This is a genomic window from Syntrophobacter fumaroxidans MPOB, assembly GCF_000014965.1.
In the GTDB taxonomy this organism is placed as follows: domain Bacteria; phylum Desulfobacterota; class Syntrophobacteria; order Syntrophobacterales; family Syntrophobacteraceae; genus Syntrophobacter; species Syntrophobacter fumaroxidans.
In genome coordinates this window covers 4,674,519-4,693,725 of sequence record NC_008554.1, presented here as the reverse complement: position 1 = coordinate 4,693,725, position 19,207 = coordinate 4,674,519, and the positions used below count along the sequence as shown (strand labels likewise).

The window sequence follows — 19,207 nt, the reverse complement described above, 5'->3', positions numbered from 1 at the left end:
CCGGATCAGCCCCTCCTTGCCTGTGATTGCGGAACGAGGAACACGACGGCCACCGGGAACGTTCGATCCACCGGCTTGGCGTAGTGTTTTTCGATCGCGGCCTTTTCTTCCTCCCGCTCTTCCGGAATCCGAGCCAAACGGGCTTCCAGGGCATGGACGTCTTTCTTCACCTGCGCCATCTCCTCGGGCGAGAACCCGGGCAGATAGAGCTGGCCGCCTTGGCGATCCGACTTCAGCTCCTTGCGGATGCTGGCCTCAAGTTCGTCCAGAACGGTTCGGACATCGGCGATTTCGCTTTTCATGCGCCGGTCGAGGGTGTTCTCGAGAAACTTCAAGCGGTCCCTGGATCTCGCTTCGACAGCGGCCATGAGAGCGTCTTCGTGGCGCTCGAACCTGTCCTTCAGAACGTCGAACAGCGCCTGGTCGGGTTCGATAGGCGAACCTTGGGCGACCAGAGCTTCCAGTTTGCCGACCTGGGAAATCCGGGCGAACCGTTTGTGTTCGAGTTCGCCACCGGCGAGGGTCAGCTCTTCGTGAAGGCGATGGTGGTCTCCGCCGGTGATCACCAAGCGCGACCAGACCGCCACCGCCGGGACTCGCAATTCACTGTCGGGCACGGTTCGGACCGCCACGCGGTGAAGTCGCTTGACGTCGTCGAGCTTCCAGATCTCCTCCCGAAGCAGGCGCAGACACATCTGCACCAACCGGTGGTTGAGATGGGCCAGGACGACATCGTCTCTACCTTTGGCGACATCGTGGTCGAAGGTGATCGGGCGGCGAACGCCGGTATGGGGGTGTTCCAGTCCGACGGTGGCTCTGCCCCAGGAACCGGGGAGGACGGGCACTTCGAAAACGCTTCCCTTTTCGCCGTGGGTCGATCCGGTGGGCTTGAGCGACGGCTTTTCCGCCAGATCCAAAGCGACCTCGACCGCACGCGAAATGTGCTCGGGCGACAAATGGAAATCGTTCTTCGCTTCCATGAGTCTCTCGTGCAGGCGGGCGATGCGCTCCTGAAGACGCTTTTCCGCCGTGACGAACTTCCTCGCCTTGGCGGCCTTGGCTTCCGCCGAGGCGGTATCCAGGCCGCTACGCCTGCCGAGCATGGCTTCTTCGATCTGCCGGGCGATGACCGGTCCGACGCTGCCGAGGTCCTCCCGGATCGTGTCGATCTTGAGGACGGCACGCATCAAATACTCGTGATCGCCCGCGACATCGCCGGGTTTGACGGATCTGTCGGCAGATCTCGCGGAGAAACCTTTCCCCACCGGATGCCAGATGAAGACGGAGTCTTCCTTCTGCCCGTGTCGGTCGATACGGCCGTTGCGCTGTTCCATGACATTGGGGTTCCACGGAATCTCGACATGGATGAGGTAGTTACAGTGGTTCTGGAGGTCGATACCTTCCGAGGCCGCGTCGGTCGCGAGCAGGATGCGAACCGGTGAAATGTCCGGATGCGCCTGGAACGCGGCTTTGACCGATTCGCGCTCGTCCGGCAGCATGCTTCCGTGCAGGTACATCAAGCGATCGCCGCCATAGCCGTTGGCGGTGAGAATCTGATGGAGCCACGAATGGGTGGCCCGGTATTCGGTGAACAGAATCACTCGTTTTCCGTTCCAGCGTCCATCCGTCTTCAGATGGCTCTCGAGCCAGTCGAGAATGGCCTTGGCTTTCGAGTCGACGCGGTTGCGTGCTTTCTCCCCCCATGCGGAGAGACGGTCGAGCATGTCTCTCTGCTCGCGTGACAGAGGTGGCGCGAGTTCGCCCACCACCTCGACCGCTTCGTGCTGGGCTTCTTCAACCAGTGAATCGTCCGAATATTCCTCTTCGGTTTTCAGGATCGCCTTGCGCAGAATGCGATCGTCCATGGTGTCGCGATCGCCTTTTGGCTTGCCTCGTTCGAGAGTGTCCCGATGTTTCGCCAGCGTGAGCGCGAAAGCCATGGGCGAGGAAAAGAGGCGTTTCTTGAGAAGCATGTGAACGAAATCGGTTCCATATTCGAAGCGCGTGCCCTTGACGCTCTTCGAACGGTCGGCCGTGTACTTTCCGAGCAAGGCGTGGATCTGGCGCTCCTCCTCGGCGTAGTCGATTTCGAGACCTTCGAGCTTGCGCACCGGAAACACCGGCGTGCCGTTCGCGTCGACGATGTCGCTCTTCAGACGGCGAACCATGACGCGATGAAGTTGTTTCTCGTCCGGCATCACCGTCCTGGCGAACCGCTGATCGTCCAGCAACTCCAGCAACGAGGTGAACGACTCCTGATATCCGTTGTGGGGTGTGGCGCTCAAAAACAGCCGATGGGTGAAGTGAGGAGCGAGCGACCGGACCAGCCGCGTTCTCTGGCTTTCCAGGGCATACATGGATGCCGACGCCGGTGCGACGTTGTGCGCCTCGTCGACGACCAGAATGTCGAATTTTCTCGGATAGGTAATGTGAGGAGGAAGTACGTCCTTCAACAACCGGAAACCCTCGCCGCTCTTCATCCAGTCCATTGAGGTGACGAGACGTGGATAGGACGTCCAGGGATTCACGTGGATGCCGCGTTCGCGACGGAGGCGCTTGATGTACTCGGTGTCGACGATCCGAAACTCGAGGCCGAATTTCTCCTGCATCTCGGTCTGCCACTTGACCTGCAGGCTGGCGGGGCAAACGACGAACACGGTCCTGGCGCGATGACGGACGAGCAGCTCCTGGATGACCAGTCCCGCCTCGATCGTTTTACCCAAGCCGACGTCGTCCGCGATGAGGAGATTGACGCGGGCCATCTCGACGGCTCGAACCAACGGATCGAGCTGGTAGTCCTCGATGGTTATCCCGCTCCGGAAAGGTGATTGCAGAAAAGAGCGATCCGCGTTGGTGACGGCTCCCCAGCGAACGGCGTCGAGAAAGGCCTCCAGGCGGTCGTCGCTGTCCCAGCCGGTGATCGACGGCAGACCCGCCTTTTCCAGGACCTGGGCTCCGGCCTCCATCTGCCAGACGACCTGGATTTCTTCGCCCATGGAATCTTCGTCCAGGGAGGACAGGCCGACGAGGTGTTGATCACCGCTGCTCGCCGGTGACAAGGCTCCACTGGAAACATCGGTGACCACCCATTGACGACGTCGGACTTCGACGAGTTGACCGGGCTCGGGAACGGCACCGAAACGAACGACACCGTTCGCCGAACTTGCGTTTGTCGTTGTCATTGTGACCGGCTCCTCCGTCTCGACCGATACGCTTTCTTGGTCGCCTCCGATACGTGCGACAGCAAGCTGGCTCCGATGACCTCTCCGAGCGTGACGGGAACGGCGTTGCCGATCAGCCTGCCGATGGACTTCTGGCAGACCTGTTCTCCCGGTCGAGTGAACTCGTAATCCGGTGGGAAGCTCTGCAGGATCGCGCCTTCTCTGAGTGAAATCGCCCTGTCTTGCTCCGGGTGGCCGAAACGGCCGTTACCGAACCCGAAGAATTGGGTCGTCATCGTCGGGGCGGGATCGTCCCAAGTCATGCGGCCATAGACGCTGGGGTAGGTCTTCCCGGAAGATTTCTTGTGGCAGTCGGCCACCAACTCCCTGGGCCAGTCACGCCATGTCCCCCCGGGCCTGGAAGCCTTTATGCGGCGCATATTGATTTCGGAAAGAGCGGAGCATTGGTGCAGAGGGTCTTTCGGGTGGCTCGTTCCGGCCGATAGAGGAGGCAGGTTGCCGATGGCCTCCTTGACGGTTCTCGGTCTCTTGCCGAACTGCTCGGGAGTCAGAAGTGAGATCGGCCCGAGCTTGGACGCCAGCAACACCAGACGGTTGCGCTGTTGAGGGACGCCGTATTCGGCGCAATTGACGACCCGGTATGCGACCGAGTATCCATTGCCTTCGAGGTTGGCCACGAACTCGTCGAAAACGTTCTGTTCGATCAGTCGCGGAACGTTCTCCATGGTCACAAGATCCGGTGACAGTTCGTCCACGAGTCGCGAAAACTGCAGCAGGAGCCACCAGCGTTTGTCGGATTCCGTCGCCTTCTGGTTGTAGGTGGAAAAAGTCTGGCACGGAGCGCAACCGGCGAGGAGTTTGATCCCGTTCTTTCTGTAGTGGCGCTCCAGCTCGCTGGCTTCCAGCTCCTCCACCGATTTGAGCAGGAATCTGGCGTTGTTGTTGGCGACGTAGGGGTGTTCACAAGCCGGATCGATGTCCACGCCCAGGCGGACATCGACACCGGCCTTCACGAGGCCATGTGTCAGTCCACCCGCCCCGCAGAACAAGTCGACGGCATAGACCTTCCGGCCTGGCGTCGCTCCGATGTTAGCCTGTATCCCGTTTTTCATTTTTTCGAATCCTTGCCTACATCTTCCTTGGACGAGTCGGCGGACGCGCCACCGGCCTCGACCCAGGCGTCGACCTGATCCTTCTTGAACTTCCAGAGTCGGCCCATGCGATGCGCTGGCATACCGAACCGGTCGATCCAGCGATACACGGTGTCACTGCTGACCCCGAGGTATTTGCATATCTCGTCCACCGATAACCAGCGGTCTTCAATCTCGGCCATTTCTTTCAGCTCCTGTCGGACGCTTTCGCTTTTTCGTCATATCCGCCAGCGGCGGAAGCCTGGTCGTCGAGCACAATAATCCCAACTTAACAGGCTCTTAAATTACATTTTCCGGAGTCGATTGTCAACCGCTTTCAGCCGCAAAAAGCCGCAGACAGCAGCTCAAGTGCGCTCCCAGTTGCCGCTGGCGACTCTCTCCCCATAAGCCGGGCATGGCATCCAGTAGATCCAGGCTGGAATCGAGGTGCGCCCGCACAGCACCGCCACCATCACCCGCTGGTACATGCTGTGGCCGCCAGGCCGAAAGTCTTCCAGCCGGTCGATAGGCGGCAAATCCCGCTGCGGGTCGGTGAAGGTCACCAGTTCCCCATGGATCTGATCCCAGTCGCCGGTCGGGCGGCCGAATCGTGGCGTGCCGATCTCCTGCTGCCTGTGGGCGTCGGCCAGTGGATCGGCGGTGCCCCGGGCCAGGATCAAACCTTCCGGCACCTCGATGGCCGGGAACCCGGCGTGGAGGTGGTAGAGCCTGCCCCAGACCACGGCCGGTTCGATGCTGCGGGCCTGGGCGCAGAAGCGTTGATGGTTCCAGTAGCCCCGTTTCAGGGTGCCGTAGACGAAGAGCCGGAGGATGGTCTCGGGACTGTCCTCCGGGTTTGTGTTCAGCTTCGCGGTGTCTCCAATGTTCATGCATTCACTCCTTCGGGCAGTGTCCCTTTGCGCTCCTGGGGTATGAAGCGGAATTCGCTGTTCTTGATGGCCCGCACATCCTCGTGGCGGATGGTGAGCATGGTCATGGGCGGCACTTCCAGCTCGCGCCAGCCCTTCTCGTTGTCCACGGCAAAGTCGATAAAGGCGTCGTCCGAGGCGTAGAGCACCACCCGGTGCTGGCGGTGGATGCGCAGGCAGAGCGGCTTGTTGCCCTTGAGCACGGCGATGGTGCCGGGGTCGAGCTTTGATGCCAGCACGGCGCTCATCTGGCCGCGACAGAGGGCAAGCGCCTTCTTCAGGCACTCCTGGTCGATGGGGCCTTCGGGCGCGAAACGGTCGGCCAGGCGGAAGATCAGCTCGCTGTCCACCTCGGCGTAGCGCGGCAGTCCGAGACGGCGGAACAGGTGGTCGGCGTTGTAGATGGTGCCGTTGTGGGTGCCGATGACGATCCCGGCCCGGATGGGATGGTTGTTGCGGTTGTTGAACTCGTTGCCCCGGGTGCGCCAGCGGGTGTGGCCCATGAGGATGGAGGTCTTGTTGTCGACCTGCCCGAGCAGCTCCTGGAACGGCTTCTCGTAGACCAGCTCGTGCGCCCGCATCGGCCGCTTGAAGATGCGGTGGCTGCCGTCGGTCTTGAGCCAGGCCAGACCGGAGGCGTGCGGGCCGCGCTCCTCGCTGTGCAGCAGCATGCGGATGAAGACCTCGCGCAGGTAATCCCGCTCGTCCGGCCGTCTGCGCTTGCGGCCGAAGATGATGCCTACTTGTCCGCACATGGAGCCGGGTCCTCCTTGCCGCCGAAGTTCTTGCCGAGCGGTCTCGTCCCTTCGAGGACGAAGGCCGCGTATTCGCGCCGGTGGTCCGCCAGCCACTCGGCCACCTCCGGGTAGCCCATCTCGGCGGTCAGCCGGGTCACCTCCAGGTGGTCGAGCATGTTGGTGCGCCCGGAGAGCCGCACCGTCTCCAAGGCTTCGAGGAATCGTTCCGGCCAGGGGTCGCAGGCCTTGTCGTCTGGCAGAAACTCGATCAGGCCGTGCCGGGCCAGACGGGTGAGAAACTCGGCGGCCGCAGCGGCGGCTTCCTCCGGCAGAGGCTGGGTCGGCCCGCCTTCGATGCCGGAAAGCACCTCGGTCATGTAGTCCCGGGGCGCTCGGCTGGCGGTGAACGGCGTCTGGCCGCGCATCAGCTCTACAACTTCGAGGCAGTCGGCGGCCTGGATGGTTTCCCCGCTGCCGGGGATCGGTTCGCCGTCCAGCGTGGTGGAGCGGATCAGAATCTTCATGGGGCACCTCCTTAAACAGTGAGGCCGGGAACTTGCCCGGCCTCGTTGGTGAGAGTGGTGGTTTCGGTTTCGTCCGGCAGAACGTCCTCCGGTTTGGGCCGTCCGTTCTTGAAGGCGGCGTCGCCGGGCATGTTGGCCATCAGATGCTTGCGGGCGGTCTTGAACTCGTCGCCGATCAGGCCGAGGTGGAGCAGGAAGACCCGGAAGTCGTACTTGGCGCTCTGGGGATCGAAATCCCGCTTGCGGCTGGAGGCTGCCCGGCCGTTGAGCGCCTTGGCGGCGACGGCGAGGCAGAACTGCAGGTAGGCCTTGATCCGTCCCGCGTGGAGGGTCGCCTCGAACCAGCGGAACTCCACCGTGCCCCGATACCAGACGTTGTGCAGGTTGACCCCGTGGTAGCGGCTGTTGTCGTAGTGCTGGGGCTGGCGGTTGTGGTAGCCGTACCAGATGCGGTTGAGCTGGTCCTTGGTGCGCGGGCGATGCTGTTCGATGCGTTGGATCAGCTCGTCGCTGACCGGCCGGGTGTAGCGGTTGAGCCGGTCGCGGCTGATGCCGAGGGCGTGGAGAATCAGCGGTTCCTGCTTGTAGATGATCTTGGCCAGGTTCCCCAAGTGCCTGCCGTCGAAGGGTGCGGCGTCGATATGGATGTGAATGCCGCACTGGCTGTTGATCTTGCCTCCGGCGCGGCGGATGGCCCGGACCGCCTCCTGCAGTTGCGGGATGTCGTCGTAGCTGAGCACCGGGCTGATCACCTCGGCCCGCAGATGGGCCGGGACGCTGGTCAGGGAGGCGTCCCCCACCACCTTCCAGACGCGGCCGCGCAGGTCCTCGACCTCCCAGGGGTCATAGCTGCTGGGGATGCCGACATGGCGGACCGTGCCGCCCACCACCGAGTGGATGGCCCAGGCGATCTGTTCCCGGGTGCGTTTTACGGTCTCGATCTCGATCCCGTAGTGGATCTCTTTCAGGTTCATGCGTGCCTCCGTCGTTCATGGCGCTTCTAAGTCGTTGTCTTGCAAGGCTTTTTAGCCTCCGCTCACACCATGAATGAATGCTTCTTTCCGGACACAAATCAAGTAGAAGAACAGCCGAAGCCGACATTTAACACGTTTATTTTCAATGACTTGCGAGTTTGCCGGATTGGGCGGCGCACAGGCGGCAGAAACCCCGGAACGGGCTGGCCGTATCCGGGGTTTCTGGGTTGGCGGTGGCAGTGAGCGGGTCAGCCGGAGGCGGTATCAGAGGTGATCAGGCTGGCGTTCAGCTCGAGGTTGCGCGACTCATCGGCTCGCATCCGCGCCAGCAGCGCCGTGAAGGCCTCCGCTTCGGCGGCCGGGAGCTTTGACGTCCGTTCCAGCCGCGCCAGGCGCTGGTGAAGATTTTCCATCAGGCCCAGGGCGTGGTCGCGGATCAGGCCGTCGCGCTTCTCCTGCGGCGTGGGAATGAACTCGGTCAGGCCGCCTTTGCGTCGAACGATCATGGCCGTGCCTCCTTAGCTCAGGGTCGCGCCCAGCGAATGGATGCGTGGGTAGATCAGCGGCGTGCCGGTCATCTCGGCCTTGTAGCGGACCTTGTTGCCGGTGTTGTCGGTGAAGGTGCGCACCAGGGTGTACTCGGTCCAGTTCTCGTCGATGGGCCGGGTCTCCTGGATGGTCATCGCCTCCCAGGTCAGGCCGCCGTCGTTGCTGGCGAACCATTGCAGGGTGGTGCCGCTGGGGATTTGCATCTGCACATAGGCCTTGGTCGATTCCACCCCCTGGGTCAGCTCGTTCTCGCGGGTCAGGTAGGCCCCGGTGGTCTTGTTGAGATAGCCCACCAGGTTGACGTCGCGGAAGTTGATGGCCGGGGTGTCGTTGGCAAGCGAGCTGCTCAGGCGCACGCGGATCTGGACCCGGGTAGCGAGGTTGGGCAGTCGTTCCTCCTCGGCGGGAACCATGGCGTCCCAGGTCACGCCGCCGTCGGTGGAGTATTCCCAGTCGAGGCCGGTGCCCTGCGGGATGGCCGAGTATTCGTCGAGGTTGATATCGGAAAACTGCACGCCGGTGATCGGCTGGAAGCGGATCATCCCCTCGGATTGGAAGTTGTAGCCGTAGATCTTCATCGCCAGGTCGGAGCCGTTGAGCGGCGTCCAAGTTTCGGCGTTGGAGCTCTCCAGCAGCACGCCTTCCATGTAGGTCTGCCGGGTGATGATGCCCCAGCGGCCCATCTTGCCCAGGGTGGCGGTGCGCACCTTGTAATTGGTGCTGTTGGTCAGCAGCACCACGGAATAGCTGGTGTTGGCCTCGGCGTAGAACGGGTCGTCGAAGCGAATGCGGGTTTCGCCGCTCAGGCTGATCTCGTTCGGGGCCAGCACCTTCTCGGCGAACACCACGCCGTTGGGCAGACCGGTGGTGACACCGCGAATCTGCACGGTGACCGGGATGCTCGGGTCCCTGGCGGTGAACTGCAGGCCGATGCTTGAGATCACCTGGTTTTGGGTGAAGCTGAAGGTCTGGGCCAGCGGATCGCGGGGCACGAAGATGGTCTGAGTGCGCCAGACCACCTGCACCACGGGTACGCGAATGATGCGGTTCTCGATGATGCGCTCGATGCGGGTGATGACCAGCGGATCGTTGATCTGCAGGCTGGCCCGGGCCGAGTAGACGCCGTCGGCCATCTCCACGATGCGGTTGCCGTTGCGGGCGTTGGTCGGAATGGTGAAGGAGGCGCTGACCCGACCGGCCTCGTCGCTGATCAGGTTGCTGGCCATCACCTGGCCGTCGCAGCGCAGCACGATGCCGGACTTGCTCGGGGTGAAGTTGATACCGGTGACGGCGATGCCGGTCTGGCCGCGCCGCCCGAGGTTGGGCGTGATCTGCAGCATGGCCGGAGGCTTGTCGAACACGGCGTAGGGGTTGATGTTGCGCTCTTCGGACCAGTCGTTCTGTTCCACCAGCACGGTCTCGTTGCCCGGCAGCAGCGCCAGGCTGCCGAAGAAGCTGGCGTTGCTGCCCGCCTGATCGACCGAGAGCGCGTTGGAGTGCGGAATGCGGTCCGGCGCGACGAAGCGGGCGATCTCGTTCACCCGGGCGTCCCATTCGGCGTGGTAAATGTCCGACTGGGCGGTGTTCGAGAAGTCGTCCGAGTAGATGCCTTTCTTGGTCTGGGCGTCCCGGTTCTGCAGCTCGTTGTTCATCTGGTACTGGGCGTCGTTGTACTTCAGGTCCTCGACGTCCTGGATGATGTCGTGGATCTGGTCCATGGTGATGCGGGTCAGGCCGAAGTTGCGGATCTCCATGTCGGTGGAGTTGGGCGGGCAGTCGATGCTGCACAGCCCCAGGGCGTTTTCCGGGACGATGGGCAGCTTCGGAAAATCCGCCGGAGCCCCTTCCAGCCGCTTGATCTCGGTGGTGGTGGCGTAAACGATGTCGCGGCGGCCGAGGTAATAGTCATAATCCAGGCTGCAGTTGGAGCCGTTCACCGGCTGGTCGCCGAGGCTGCCACGCCCGAAGTTGATCACGTTGAGATTGCCCAGCTCGAGCTGGACCGGCGACATGGTGAGTCCGGCCGTGTTGGTAGCCGGAGGCGAAGCGGTGCCGATCTCCTCGACGCCGTCGTCGACGTAGGAGAGCGCCTCGCTGCCCAGCTCCATCAGGCGCTTGTAGTCGGTGCGTGCGCCGTTGGTGGCGGCCCGGTAGACGCGATAGCCGGTCGCGCCACTGACCGGCAACCAGGAGAGCTTGTTCATCTCCCCGGCGGCGGTGGCCCGGGCAATGACCGCAGCGGCGTTGAAGGCCGTCTCTCCGGTGGCGTTGTAGGCGGTGACCAGATAGAAGTAGTTTCCGGCCGCCGGATGGTTGGCCTGTCCGAACCAGCCGCTGTCCACGTAGTCGGTGCCCTTGACCATCTGCTTGGTGTAGGTCCAGCGCACCGTGTAGGTGGTGCCGATGGCCGGTTCGTTGCCGGAGCCGAGCCAGTCGACATGGTTGCCCGACTGCTGCCAGTCCACGCCTTCCTGGAAGATGGTCGCCCCCTGGCTGACCTCGAGGATGTCCACGACGGGATTGGGATCGAGCAGGTCTTCGCCGCCGCCCACCGAGCCGCGAGTGACGTTGCGGGTGATCTCGACGATGGCTTCCACCTGGGTCGTCTCCTTGAGCGGCGTGGAGTTGACCGGATAGCGGCGCTTGTTGATATCGAAGGTCTTCTGCTCGCCGCGCACCGACTTGGTGGCGATGGATTTTGGCACCAGGGTCGAGGTGGGCAGATCGCGCTGATGCCGGAAGCCCTGGATGTAGGCGCGTCCGGCGTTGGTGATCGCCTCCACGCTGTCGTCGTCGACGCCGCCGATGAAGGTGTCAAAGCCACGCACCAGGTAGCTTCCGGCCTGGTCGAAGGTGCGCTCGGCCAGGTTCTGAATCAGTGAGTTGAGACCCTCGGCGGCGGCGAATGAGAGCTGGTCCTCGGTGATCGAGGAGACGGTAATCCGGCTGCCCGGCAGCGTGCCCAGCAGATCCCGCAGGTAGAGGTTGGACTTCTCCTGCACCGTGGGCGTGACATCGCCGCTCTCGCGGTCGAACTTGTAGATCGGGATCACCCGGCGCTCGGCCACGTTGTTGGGCAGCGTCTGGCCGCTGGTGTCTGTCGCCTTGAGAGAAAGAACCCATTTTTCCCGTTCGGCGGTGGGCTCGCCGGTGGCCGGATTGATCAGGGCCGGGTCCTGGGTGTAGCCGTAGTTGTACTTCAGCAGCTCCACATAGACGTAATCGGCCCCGCTGGTGGTGGCCGGATCATAGGTCAGGGTCGCGCCGCTCACCTGTTCCAGATGGCCGTCGATGTAGACCACGCCCGGGGCCATGGTCAGGACGTTGGCGGCCGCGCTGACCTCGAGGCCCATGATGATGGAGCCTTCCTTGAACAGGATGTCGGCGATCTTGCGCCGCTCCAGGTTGATGATGTCCTGCTGCTCATTGAGTTCGGAATCCAGCAGGTCGCGATCCTGATGGTAGCGGATGCGCTTGTAGTTCTTGGTCGGGTCGAATGTCTCGCGTGAGATGCTCATGTTTGAATCCTCCAGTTAGATCTTGATGATCCCGACCAGCTCCACGCGGGTGTCGGAAATCTTGTTGAAGTCGGGAATGTTCTTCACCTCGTACAGGTAGCCCGGGCGCAGCACCTCGCCGGTCGGATTGGTGTCCTGATGGAACACGCCGCCCATGGCGAGATCCCCGGTGACGCTTTGCACGTACTGCACGTCGCCGCCGAAGAAGCCGTATTCGCGGATGGTGATGCCGTTGGCTTCTGCCTCGTCGAAGCGGAAGAAAATGCCGATGGTGTTGGTCTCCTCGCCGGTTTCGAGGTAGCGCACGCCGTTGACCAGCAGCGCCCCTTCGGCGTCCTCCTTGAGGAAAGTCCGCTTGTAGTAGCGCTTGCGGGCGCGTTCGTTTCTGAGCCCGGTCTGGCCGATGTCCGGCGCGGGCGGATTCTGCGGGTCGGTGAAGCTGGCATCCCCGTCGCCGATGGCGCAGTGGGTGATGCCGTCCACGGCCTGGCCGAGGAGGAGTTTGGCCGTCAGTATCCGGCCGGTTTTGACGATGAGTCCCAGTGCCATTGCTGTTCTCCTTTAGGTCTGAATTTCGTGGTCTTGATCGATGAGCACCGCGAACAGGATCTGGCGCGTGTCGGCCAGCAGCCCGGCCGGGATCGCGATGCGCTGGACGGTGTCGGATCGGCTGATGTGTGCGCCGGAAGTCCGGACGCTGGTGTCGATGCTCCGCTGCCAGGGACTCGTCACCCGCACCGCCGCGTCGGCATCGACGCCCAGACGGCCATGGACGACGAGCCACAGGTCGGCGCTCCGGTTCAAGCGGTTGTTCACGCGAAGTGCGAGGTCGGATCGACGTTCGAGCCGATGGGCGACCCGCATTGCGCTGTCGGCCCGAACCATCACCGTGCGCCTGGCCGGTGCCCCGGAAAACAGCTCGAAAAGCGCTCCGGGTTGCGCCGCTCCAATGGCGAGCAGTTCCGGCCGCCGTGTGCCTCTGCGGGTGGTGATGGATGCCAGTTGTCCCTTATGCACGGCCACGGCGAATCCTCCCGCTGAGCTTGAGTGCCTGGCCACGGTTCATGGACAGGAGCGTTTCCGGACGACGCTGGCCGGTGATCGTGCTGATGGGTTTGAGCTTTCCGCTATGCATTGCCATGGCTTTATTCCTTCACCGCGCACCAGCCGCCGGTGGTCAGGTTGAACACGCGGTAGCTGTCCGTTCCGATTTGAATGGTGTCTTCCGAGGCGACGTTGCCGCCGCCCACGGAGAAGATCTCGATGAGTTCGCCGCGCAGTTCCTGGTAGGCAGCGGAACCGGACATCGAGGCGAGCCAGGGAAAAAGGATGGTGGTGCCGTAGCGCATCTCCGGATCGGTTTCGCCCTGGAGACCGCCGTTGGCCGCGCCGCAGCGGCCCTGCTGGCCGGAGGCGGAAGTCCAGCCGTCGAACTTGTTCACGGCGTAGAAGGTGCCCGGCGCGTTGTAGTAACTGTTGATGACCGGCTGCGGGTCCTCGCCGATCTTGGCCCCCGAGGCGTAATCCCGAACGAGGGTCTCGACGGTAATGGTGTTCGGCGTGACGGCGGTGTCGATGGCGCTCACCCGCACGCGTTCGATGCCCGCGTCGTCCTTGATCACATAGTCCTGTCCGGGCGTGACCACGGTGGCGTCGTTGACCTGAAGCACCACGCCGCTTCCGGCGGTGGCCGCCGCCTGCGTGAGCGCGACGGCCCCGGACCAGAAGCGTTTCAGCAGTCCGCTGTAATGGCCGTAGTAGGTGGAGACGAGCTTGGTCACCACGAAGACGTGGTCCAGGTCGGCAAACAGCCAGAAGATGAAGTCGGCGCTGTCCTCCACCCGCAGGTAGGTGTAACTGGTGTGCGAAGCCTCGTTGATGCCGGTGTGGGTGGCCGCGTCCCAATACTGGAATGCGGCGACGTGAATCCGCCCGGAGGTGGTGCTGATACGGAACTGCAGATAGACGTCCTCGGCTCCGGATTCCCCGTGCGATTTGAAGACGAAATACGGCTGCGGGTCGGCCGACTGATCGTCGTGCAGGGTCCATCCGGTGGTGGTCACCAGAAAGGTCCGCAGTTGATTGAGCAGGTCGAGCCGACCGTGGGCGAGTCCTTGAATGCTGTGGTATGCCATGGCGGCCTCCTTAAAGAATCGGGTTTTCCGTGCCGGTCAGGCGCAGTTTGATGTCGAGTTTGTTTTGCACCGGCGTGCCCGGGAGCACGGTGCAGCGCCGCCAGAAAGACAGCGTCTGCTGGAAGGCCTTGTCACCGAGGTTGAGCGGTGCGCCCTGGGTGGCGGTGTCGAGTTCGGCCTGGGTCAGGGCCAGGCGGTACCAGACCGATTCGTCGGTACCGGTCTCGTCGATGGGATCGAGCACCAGCCCGGTGTAGTCGTAGCCGGAATAGACGGTCGTTCCGGCGTCGTGCGCGGCCGGAGCGGTGTTGGCAACGCCCCGCTGCACGGTGAGATTGGCGGTGCCGCCGCCGCTTTCGATGAGCATCTGCTCGCCGTCGATGATGATGAGTTCGCCGTCGGCAAAGCGCGGTTCGGCCAGGGCGATGGAGGTCTGCGCCGCGTCGATGGCCGAGGGGAGGCTCGTCTGCTCGTTGGCGACGTAGAGCTGTCGATCCTTGATGTCGCCGTCGGTGCCGTTGTAACTCTCGGCCTCGGGGCGGCTGAAATCCCCCTCGGAAATCTGCTGAGTCAGCGCTTCGTCAAGATAGAGGTGAATCGCCATGGGTTCTCCTTCAGGTGGGCCACTGGGTGGCGCGATAGTTGTTGGTGGCGGCCTCGAACCCGGCCTGCGTGGGCGCGTGCAGGTCCTGCTGACGGAACAGCCAGCGGTAGGACGGCCGCGACCAGCGGAATCCGGCCTGGTTGAGGCGCATGCGGCTGACGCGCATCGGGCGGGTCCGATCCACGGAGAGACGCAGGCCGGTGGTGTTGAGCGGGCTCGCGCCCAGCTTCATGGTCTCGACCCGATGGCGCTGGAGAGAACCTGTGTCCACGTAGACTTCAAGCGAGGCCCGTTCGCCGGTCAGATTCGCATTGCTCAGATACCGGGTGTTCAGGGTGTTCGCGTTGAGCCGGAACACAGGCCCTCTCCGCCGCCATCGGTCGATCCGGTCGACGGCCAGGGTGACGTCCGCGTCGCAGCCAGCGGTGGAGGCGAGCAGCAGATTGCTGATGCCGCCCTGGTTGGCGGTGAGGTCGAGACCAGCGTTGAGCCTGGCGCGGCCAAGCTGGAAGCAGAAACGGTGTCGAGATTCCAAGGGCAGGCGCAGGTCGTACTTGGCCTCCGCCCGCTCGACCGGTTCCGCCTGCGTGTCGAAAAAGAAATCCTTCTGCCGGAAGCAGTAGCGCAGCGCGGTCTCGCCATGGGTCAGCGGCTTGCGGTTGAGATGGCTCTCGCCCAGCCCGAAGCCGCTTTCCAGCACATCCCCTTCGAAGTCGCGGCCGGTGTAGATGGGCGTGCAGAAGGAAACCCGGCCCTCGCCGACGCGGGTGTATGGAAGCCGCCAATCGTTGAGAGCCTTGTGGTTCAGGCGCATCCGGTTCTGGCGGCCGTGAAAACGGGAAACCTTCACGGCGGCCCGGTCGATTTCCGGGAGCATCTCCGTGGTGCTGGTGAGCTGCAGCAGCTCCCAGGCCCTCTGCTTGTTGGTCAGGTGACGGCAGGAACCAAGCGAGGAGCGGCCAAGGACGAAGGTCTCGTCGAGAAACGCCAGCACGATCCGGCGCACAGCGTTGGCGTGCCCGAAGTCGAGCATCGCGCCGCCTTCGATCCATTCGAGTAAAAATTGGAGCCAGAAACAGCGGGTGCCAGCCGGGTGGTGAAACACCAGGGCGTCGCGCAGTCCCTCGGTCTGGTTGAGACACAGCACGCGAAATACGCCGAGGCTGAACACCAGCCCGGGCAGCTTGGCTTTGCTGAGACTGGAACGGGCATTGAGACGCAGAGCCGAGCGGAAGGTCTCCTGCAGTTCTCCCTGCCAACCAAGCGCGTCGAAGTCGCGTTCGATGGCCGGGATGGTGCCCTTGCGGCGATAGATTTCGACCGCCTCCCGCACGCGGCGGCGCTGGCAGTCCGGCGAACAGGTGCCGTCCACTTCGAGGCCGACCAGTCTCGCCAGCAGCGGCAGGAAGCGTTCGTCGCAGTGATCGACGTCGAAGATGGCCGGAAAATCGTCGATAGCCTGCTTGAGTTCGTCGAGCGTTCCGGCGGGAAGGCTCAGAAAGGTGCGCAGGTCACCGGCCTCGTCGTTGTGCTCGTAAAGCGGCGGCAGCAGGCCGAGCAGATTGTCCTTGAACCAATCCGACATCAACCGGCCCTCCGCAGATCGAGGTTGACGGTGCCGAGAACCGGGATTTCGCCGTGGCGCAGCTCGATGTCCTGCTGCGGCGCGTAGAGGTGCATGTGACTGACCCCGCGCACACCGTCGATCAGGGCCACCAGGTCGGAGAAGTGAATGGTCTGACCGAAGGAGACTTGGTCGAAGGAAAAGAAATCGGAGAGCGCGGCTTCGATGCGGCTGCGCACATTTTCCAGCGGTTCACCTGGCCAGATGTAGACCTCGGCGTCGATGGAAACGGGCCGGTAGATCGGGTCGAACAGGTTGATCTCGACCGTGATGACCTTGCGGCGTTCGAGAAACTCCGCGAGGTCCCGCTTGAGCAGCGCCGAAGGCATGCCGCCGCCGTTGGGGGCGATGGCCAGTTGGACGTTGTAATAGCGGATGTTCTGGCAGGCATTGGTGTCGAGCACCTTGGCCTTGGCGACGCCGGGGTAACCTTCGGCGAGCGCCTGATAATCCTCCAGGGTGACGGCCTTCCAGAGACTGCGCAGCTCCGCCGGTGCCTGTCGGCGAGCGTGTTCGAGGGCTTCCCGCGAAGCGCCGCCGGTGGCGGGCACCGGGTTGGTGACGGTCAGGGAGACCTGGCCGCCGTTCAGGTAGATCGGACTCAGCAGTTGGGTGATCCGGTTCGGACCGAGATTTCCCTGGTCCCCGATGGTCTGCAGATAGCTGACGGCGATGGCGCTTCCCTGAGCGGGTACAGCGCCGCTTTGCCCGTCGCCGAAAATCAGTGTGGAGATGTCGAGGGCGTCCAGATCGGCCATGAAATGGCGGCTGTCGGCCAGGCTGTCCTGGAAATGATCGACCTCGCTCCAGGCGTCGTCCCCCACCGTAACGGTGATGGTGCCCTGGGCGATGGCGTCGCCGGTCAGGCGGATGCGCTGGAATGGCAGCCCCGTCGACGTGAAGGTCTCGGTGCGGCGCACGCCTTGCCGGGCCGGAATATCCACCGAGAGCACGCCTCGCGGTAGCAGGCCGTCCTCGACCGTCTCGAAATCCGCCTCGCCGTCATTCAGCAAGGCGCGGCAGGCCGTTCCCGCCGGAATGGTCAGGTCTTTATCAAGCGGAGCGGAGAGCCGGAAACGCAGCGTGGTGGTGGAGGCCACCGGCGAGTCCAGCCGGTAGCCGATGAGCTTGCAGAGGTTGATGACGTTCTGGCGCTGGCGGGCCGTGGGCAGAAAGGCCTCCGCCGCCTGGGCGTCCAGGTAGTAGGCCAGCATGTCGCCCACGCCGCAGAACAGATCGAGCAGGACGACGCCGAGATCGGAGTGGTTGAAATCGGTCCAGCGGTCGGTGAGCTGCGGGATCTTCGCCAGCAGCTCCTGGCGAATCGATTCGTAATCCTTGTTGATGTATCCGATGCTTGCGCGGCCCATGGTCTCTCCGGTTTTCGGCGGTTATGCGAGAGCGCCTGATGCTCTCGCCACGCCGGTTACTTACCGGAAGGGGCCTGGATGTGTCGGAGGCGGGATGCCTCAGAGCGGGCCGCGCAGTTGCCAGACGGGATTGGGCTGCCCGGAGGTGTTGTTGAGGTAGTGGGATTCCTTCTTGCCCTCGAAATAGAACAGTCCGATGCGGCCAGGCTCCGACGTGGTAATCCGGTGAACGGTGCCAGCGGCGTTGTCTTCCGCCTGACTCTGTGTGTCGAAGCCCAGACCGCTCGCGGCCAGATAGAGGCCGTGCTCGGCCTGGGGCGCTTCCGTTTCTGGCGCTCCCTCGAATGTCAGGTAATGGCCGTGGTTGTCACCCGGATCGCTGACGATCCACTTGCCGTTGCGGTCCTGAAAGGCTCCCTCGATGTAGGCGACTTCGTATTCCCCGGCTGGCCAGATCAAGGAATCCGCCGGATCGGGGCTCATCTCGGCCGCGTCGAACCAGAGCAGATTGAACAGTGAGCGCACGTCCGGCGACAGGCGCACGCTGCGCACCGGCGGTGGTTCCGGATCGGGTTCGGGCTCTGGGGGTATTTCAGGCTGGGGATAGCTGGGCGCGGGATTGTTCGGGTCTTCTCTGTAGAAGGGATAGACCAGGTTGCCGTCCACCTGGCTCTGGATCACCCGGTAGGCGATATGTACCAGCAGCAGGTTGCCGTCGATGTTCAGCGGCCGGTCGTCGAAGCGCACCTCCGTGATGATCACCCGCTTTTCCCAGCGCTTGATGGCGTCGATCACGTAATGGCGCAGCAGGCCCTTGAGCACCTCGTCGTTCTGTTCGAACACCAGATCCTTCAGCCTGGAGCCAAACTCCGGATTCATGAACCGTTCGCCGATCCGGGTGCCGAGGATCTGCAGGATGCTTTCGCGGATGTGCTCGTGCTCCCGCGAGGTGGCGGTCGAGATCTGGGTGCCGCCGGATACCGACTGAAACCGGAACGGGTAGCGCAATCCCTTGCCGAGAAAGTCGAAGCTCATCAGGTACGCTCCTCGCAGTCGATGCCGCACTGTCCCGAGCAGCCATTTTCCGAAGTGTCGTCGTCAATGGCTTCTCCCTGGAACCGGATCACCAGATCCACACCGCTCTTGAGCCCCAGGTGGATGGTTCCGTCCGCCTCGATCAACCCGCCGTGGCCGGACTGGCCGCACTGGAATCCCTTGGCTCCGCCGGAGAGCAGACGGACGACGATGGTTTCACCGATGCCCTCGATGCGGCCGATGCCGATGATGTCGATAGGTCCGGCCGGATTGATCAGGGTGATGAACCGCTCCCGGTGATCGACGTCGAGACGGATGCCCTCGGGCAGATCCACCGCGAAGCGTTCCGCGCCCATGGCGGTCGGATCGATCCCGGCGGGCAGTCCGCTGATACCGGCTGCCTCCTGGGTCGCGCTCAGATAGGACTCGACCAGTGTGTAAAGACGTCCCGGGGCGACCTCGACGGCCGTGTCGGGTCCGGGGGTGACGACCTGCTGCTCCCCGGCGTCGATGACGCAGATTCGCTGATCGTCAGTGGTCCGCAGGATCATGCCGTCGGGCAAGGTGAAGAGCCGGTTGCCGTCCGGCAGATCCCGGGGTTCGGTGCCCGCAGGCAGTTCGACGAAGGGATAGAAATCGGGCTCCGGCTCGACCTGTACCTGATTCAGATACTCTTGCGTCCTGGCCTGCTGGGCTTCCAGATAGGCCTGGGCCTGGCCGCGCATCGCCTCCGAGGCGGCGTGACCGGCCTCCAGCAGCGTGCGGATGCCGGAAAGCTCCTCACGGATGCCGGACAGGTGATCGCAGAGCGCCCGCAGCACATACTGCTGCTCGCCGGAATCGGTCTGCTCGATAGTGGCCTGCAAGTCGGCGGGTTCTTCGGAAATCATGGAAAA

18 protein-coding genes are annotated in these 19,207 nt (G+C 63.3%); all 18 read right to left on the bottom strand.

The genetic code is table 11. From position 1 onward, the window contains the following. Positions 1-5 precede the first annotated feature (5 nt). The 18 genes from drmD to SFUM_RS19795 all read right to left on the bottom strand — a co-directional run bounded on the left by drmD (position 6) and on the right by SFUM_RS19795 (position 19,201). Positions 6-3,182, bottom strand: a complete 3,177-nt coding sequence (gene drmD / locus SFUM_RS19875) for a DISARM system SNF2-like helicase DrmD (protein ID WP_011700631.1) — start codon at positions 3,180-3,182, stop codon at positions 6-8. Then, positions 3,179-4,294: a DNA cytosine methyltransferase gene (locus SFUM_RS19870; RefSeq protein WP_011700630.1), complete on the bottom strand. Its 1,116-nt coding sequence runs from the start codon at positions 4,292-4,294 to the stop codon at positions 3,179-3,181. Before SFUM_RS19870 ends, drmD begins: the two co-directional genes overlap by 4 nt. Continuing rightward, positions 4,291-4,515, bottom strand: a complete 225-nt coding sequence (locus tag SFUM_RS19865; RefSeq protein ID WP_011700629.1) for a helix-turn-helix domain-containing protein — start codon at positions 4,513-4,515, stop codon at positions 4,291-4,293. Before SFUM_RS19865 ends, SFUM_RS19870 begins: the two co-directional genes overlap by 4 nt. A gap of 162 nt (positions 4,516-4,677) precedes the next feature. After that, complete coding sequence (locus SFUM_RS19860) at positions 4,678-5,202, bottom strand: gamma-glutamylcyclotransferase family protein (protein WP_011700628.1); 525 nt, start codon at positions 5,200-5,202, stop codon at positions 4,678-4,680. Continuing rightward, positions 5,199-5,996 (bottom strand): class II glutamine amidotransferase, encoded by a 798-nt coding sequence (locus SFUM_RS19855; RefSeq protein WP_011700627.1) that lies wholly within the window; start codon positions 5,994-5,996, stop codon positions 5,199-5,201. The genes SFUM_RS19860 and SFUM_RS19855 overlap by 4 nt, the downstream gene beginning before the upstream one ends. Further along, on the bottom strand, positions 5,981-6,502 hold the full coding sequence (locus SFUM_RS19850; RefSeq protein ID WP_011700626.1) for a DUF5049 domain-containing protein: 522 nt from the start codon (positions 6,500-6,502) through the stop codon (positions 5,981-5,983). Before SFUM_RS19850 ends, SFUM_RS19855 begins: the two co-directional genes overlap by 16 nt. An 11-nt stretch (positions 6,503-6,513) precedes the next feature. Then, entirely contained in the window at positions 6,514-7,476 is a 963-nt protein-coding gene (locus SFUM_RS19845; RefSeq protein ID WP_011700625.1) for an amidoligase family protein, read from the bottom strand. A gap of 248 nt (positions 7,477-7,724) precedes the next feature. Beyond that, complete coding sequence (locus SFUM_RS19840) at positions 7,725-7,982, bottom strand: hypothetical protein (protein WP_011700624.1); 258 nt, start codon at positions 7,980-7,982, stop codon at positions 7,725-7,727. Between the two features lie 12 nt (positions 7,983-7,994). Continuing rightward, complete coding sequence (locus tag SFUM_RS19835) at positions 7,995-11,543, bottom strand: DUF4815 domain-containing protein (RefSeq protein WP_011700623.1); 3,549 nt, start codon at positions 11,541-11,543, stop codon at positions 7,995-7,997. Between the two features lie 15 nt (positions 11,544-11,558). Then, entirely contained in the window at positions 11,559-12,092 is a 534-nt protein-coding gene (locus tag SFUM_RS19830) for a BW3TFN family phage tail fiber component (RefSeq protein ID WP_011700622.1), read from the bottom strand. 12 nt (positions 12,093-12,104) lie between these two features. Then, positions 12,105-12,566, bottom strand: a complete 462-nt coding sequence (locus SFUM_RS19825; protein ID WP_011700621.1) for a hypothetical protein — start codon at positions 12,564-12,566, stop codon at positions 12,105-12,107. Next, positions 12,553-12,684, bottom strand: coding sequence for a hypothetical protein (locus tag SFUM_RS24025; RefSeq protein ID WP_279614592.1), 132 nt, complete (start codon positions 12,682-12,684; stop codon positions 12,553-12,555). The genes SFUM_RS19825 and SFUM_RS24025 overlap by 14 nt, the downstream gene beginning before the upstream one ends. Positions 12,685-12,688: 4 nt before the next feature. Next, complete coding sequence (locus SFUM_RS19820) at positions 12,689-13,678, bottom strand: hypothetical protein (protein ID WP_011700620.1); 990 nt, start codon at positions 13,676-13,678, stop codon at positions 12,689-12,691. 10 nt (positions 13,679-13,688) lie between these two features. Then, positions 13,689-14,282 carry a hypothetical protein gene (locus SFUM_RS19815; protein WP_011700619.1) on the bottom strand — a complete coding sequence of 198 codons (594 nt, stop codon included), beginning with the start codon at positions 14,280-14,282 and terminating at the stop codon, positions 13,689-13,691. Positions 14,283-14,292: 10 nt separating this feature from the next. Further along, positions 14,293-15,867 (bottom strand): phage tail protein, encoded by a 1,575-nt coding sequence (locus SFUM_RS19810; protein WP_011700618.1) that lies wholly within the window; start codon positions 15,865-15,867, stop codon positions 14,293-14,295. Next, positions 15,867-17,276 (bottom strand): baseplate J/gp47 family protein, encoded by a 1,410-nt coding sequence (locus SFUM_RS19805; protein WP_011700617.1) that lies wholly within the window; start codon positions 17,274-17,276, stop codon positions 15,867-15,869. Before SFUM_RS19805 ends, SFUM_RS19810 begins: the two co-directional genes overlap by 1 nt. A 99-nt stretch (positions 17,277-17,375) precedes the next feature. Next, positions 17,376-18,311, bottom strand: coding sequence for a GPW/gp25 family protein (locus tag SFUM_RS19800; protein WP_011700616.1), 936 nt, complete (start codon positions 18,309-18,311; stop codon positions 17,376-17,378). After that, the gene (locus SFUM_RS19795; protein WP_011700615.1) at positions 18,311-19,201 is read right to left on the bottom strand and encodes a hypothetical protein; all 891 of its coding nucleotides are present in this window, start codon (positions 19,199-19,201) and stop codon (positions 18,311-18,313) included. The genes SFUM_RS19800 and SFUM_RS19795 overlap by 1 nt, the downstream gene beginning before the upstream one ends. Positions 19,202-19,207 lie beyond the last annotated feature (6 nt).

Coding starts and splice junctions, on each gene's coding strand:
- SFUM_RS19830 (WP_011700622.1), bottom strand. CDS start 12,092: ATGGCACTGGGACTCATCGTCAAAACCGGCCGGATACTGACGGCCAAA.
- SFUM_RS19845 (WP_011700625.1), bottom strand. CDS start 7,476: ATGAACCTGAAAGAGATCCACTACGGGATCGAGATCGAGACCGTAAAA.
- SFUM_RS19860 (WP_011700628.1), bottom strand. CDS start 5,202: ATGAACATTGGAGACACCGCGAAGCTGAACACAAACCCGGAGGACAGT.
- SFUM_RS19805 (WP_011700617.1), bottom strand. CDS start 17,276: ATGGGCCGCGCAAGCATCGGATACATCAACAAGGATTACGAATCGATT.
- SFUM_RS19815 (WP_011700619.1), bottom strand. CDS start 14,282: ATGGCGATTCACCTCTATCTTGACGAAGCGCTGACTCAGCAGATTTCC.
- SFUM_RS24025 (WP_279614592.1), bottom strand. CDS start 12,684: ATGGCAATGCATAGCGGAAAGCTCAAACCCATCAGCACGATCACCGGC.
- SFUM_RS19820 (WP_011700620.1), bottom strand. CDS start 13,678: ATGGCATACCACAGCATTCAAGGACTCGCCCACGGTCGGCTCGACCTG.
- SFUM_RS19840 (WP_011700624.1), bottom strand. CDS start 7,982: ATGATCGTTCGACGCAAAGGCGGCCTGACCGAGTTCATTCCCACGCCG.
- SFUM_RS19835 (WP_011700623.1), bottom strand. CDS start 11,543: ATGAGCATCTCACGCGAGACATTCGACCCGACCAAGAACTACAAGCGC.
- SFUM_RS19870 (WP_011700630.1), bottom strand. CDS start 4,294: ATGAAAAACGGGATACAGGCTAACATCGGAGCGACGCCAGGCCGGAAG.
- drmD (WP_011700631.1), bottom strand. CDS start 3,182: ATGACAACGACAAACGCAAGTTCGGCGAACGGTGTCGTTCGTTTCGGT.
- SFUM_RS19810 (WP_011700618.1), bottom strand. CDS start 15,867: ATGTCGGATTGGTTCAAGGACAATCTGCTCGGCCTGCTGCCGCCGCTT.
- SFUM_RS19850 (WP_011700626.1), bottom strand. CDS start 6,502: ATGAAGATTCTGATCCGCTCCACCACGCTGGACGGCGAACCGATCCCC.
- SFUM_RS19795 (WP_011700615.1), bottom strand. CDS start 19,201: ATGATTTCCGAAGAACCCGCCGACTTGCAGGCCACTATCGAGCAGACC.
- SFUM_RS19855 (WP_011700627.1), bottom strand. CDS start 5,996: ATGTGCGGACAAGTAGGCATCATCTTCGGCCGCAAGCGCAGACGGCCG.
- SFUM_RS19800 (WP_011700616.1), bottom strand. CDS start 18,311: ATGAGCTTCGACTTTCTCGGCAAGGGATTGCGCTACCCGTTCCGGTTT.
- SFUM_RS19865 (WP_011700629.1), bottom strand. CDS start 4,515: ATGGCCGAGATTGAAGACCGCTGGTTATCGGTGGACGAGATATGCAAA.